The sequence below is a fragment of the Legionella tunisiensis genome (assembly GCF_000308315.1).
In the GTDB taxonomy this organism is placed as follows: Bacteria; Pseudomonadota; Gammaproteobacteria; order Legionellales; family Legionellaceae; genus Tatlockia; species Tatlockia tunisiensis.
Genome location: NZ_CALJ01000201.1, coordinates 1 through 1,562 on the forward strand (window position 1 = coordinate 1; position 1,562 = coordinate 1,562).

A 1,562-nucleotide genomic window follows, 5' to 3' on the forward strand; every position below is an offset into this window, starting at 1 on the left:
TAGGTGCATAAAATTGCACTTCCAGCACCCGGAACAATAGGATCCATGTTGTAATTAATTACCAGTCCCATTTTGTAAGCATCAATTAACATGGACTCATAACTTTTAGCATCAGTTTTACCAGTCACCCAAGTGTTATAACTTTTAGAGTTTACATCATCAACAAATTTGTCATCTGCCGTGATGTATTTATAATCCATTTTCAACGCCAAAGGCTGAGAGCCAAATGCCGTGTTTAGAGAGTATAACCCAGCTGGAGTTTTCATATCCCCTTCTTCTTTTTCACTTTGCAATGCGATACCGGCTTTACCAATTACGCTCAGAAATGGTGGAGTTACACTGCGCCAGATTTTTCCTTCTCGCTGACAAGCACTGATTTCTGCTTTAAAAACCATCCCGTGATTTAACGATTATAAGTTGCGAAGTTGATAAGGGTAAATCTCGTAGATTCGCTTGACTAATAAACTCTTGGCAGTTGTCATTTGAGTTTTGTTTTGATTTCTCAATCATCAAAATAGCTAATGCAATAGCCAAAAAAGCAACTATTAATTTATATCTCATAATATGGGATCTTCTACATTCATAGCTGGCGTGGTATCAATAAAGCGCTTTTTAAACATTTGGGGCGAAAGTGCTTGAGTATCCAAGGTGTCCAGATAAACCAATTTAAAAACCTTTATTGGCTGGTGAATTAATCTCCGGATTTTCGGGATAATATTTAAGCAATGGTAAAAAACTGCCTGACCAATCATATAACGTTTGTCTCCATTAACGGGAGAAAGTCCCCAGACATTTTGGTAAGTGATTGCTTCTACGTCTTGATTCACTTTCTTTTTGCCAATATATAACATGACATGACCATTAATATAAATAAGAGTCATAAGTGGATGTCCTTTTTGTTGCAACAAACTAAGGCGTGTCTCCAACTTATTATTTGACAAATCCACGGTTGAACTCAACTTTGACTGTTGCGCCGTGTTTCTAGGCAACCAAATACCAAATGGAGTAAACAAACTTTTCATTTCCTGAGAGCAGTCATTAAAGAAGAAAGCACCACCCCATCCATATGGGCGATTCTGTAATTGTTTAATGAGTTTGGCCATATTTTTTTCGATGCGGTCAGTGGCATTACACTGGCAGCGTTCTTACTGACACTCCCCATAGTGACCACTGCTTGCTGGTGTGCATTTTTTACCGGAATTAAGATTGAGGTTGTCTCCTCATTGCGCTGAGCAAGAGGGAATACAGCGCCAATATATCCTGTAAATTGAAAATGCTGCTGTTTATCAAGCACCGTTGCACCTGTTTCAGTTATAGCCACAAGACCTTTCTTAGCAGCAGCTTGCCATTGACCAATGAATCCACTCGAGGCATAGGCTATATCACTGCTTTTAACCCAGGCAAAATAGGCATCTGGCGTTAATACTAATGACCACGCCTTATCCTGTGAAACAGTGAAAACATAAAGCGGAGTTCCCGCCCAAATGACTGACTCTTGCAAGTTGTCAAAAGGAAAACCTTGTCCGGGTAAACTGAAGTGAAAAATCTGGAGCCATATCAGG

The 1,562-nt window shown here is 39.5% G+C and carries 3 protein-coding genes and 1 pseudogene; all 4 read right to left on the bottom strand.

The window, feature by feature from the left end; all coding sequences use genetic code 11:
- Positions 1-395: pseudogene (locus BN58_RS24755) on the bottom strand (L,D-transpeptidase family protein); the annotation flags it as partial.
- The gene (locus tag BN58_RS30955; protein WP_019217036.1) at positions 385-561 is read right to left on the bottom strand and encodes a hypothetical protein; all 177 of its coding nucleotides are present in this window, start codon (positions 559-561) and stop codon (positions 385-387) included. The pseudogene BN58_RS24755 and the gene BN58_RS30955, both read right to left, overlap by 11 nt.
- Positions 558-1,022, bottom strand: coding sequence for an NlpC/P60 family protein (locus BN58_RS34125; RefSeq protein ID WP_051131900.1), 465 nt, complete (start codon positions 1,020-1,022; stop codon positions 558-560). The genes BN58_RS30955 and BN58_RS34125 overlap by 4 nt, the downstream gene beginning before the upstream one ends.
- Positions 1,019-1,562: SH3 domain-containing protein (locus BN58_RS34130; RefSeq protein WP_232220569.1), on the bottom strand; the 544-nt coding region annotated here is incomplete at its 5' end. The genes BN58_RS34125 and BN58_RS34130, both read right to left, overlap by 4 nt.

Bases quoted from the DNA above. Each gene is read 5' to 3' on its own strand.
- BN58_RS30955 (WP_019217036.1), bottom strand. From the start codon at position 561: ATGAGATATAAATTAATAGTTGCTTTTTTGGCTATTGCATTAGCTATT.
- BN58_RS34125 (WP_051131900.1), bottom strand. From the start codon at position 1,022: ATGAAAAGTTTGTTTACTCCATTTGGTATTTGGTTGCCTAGAAACACG.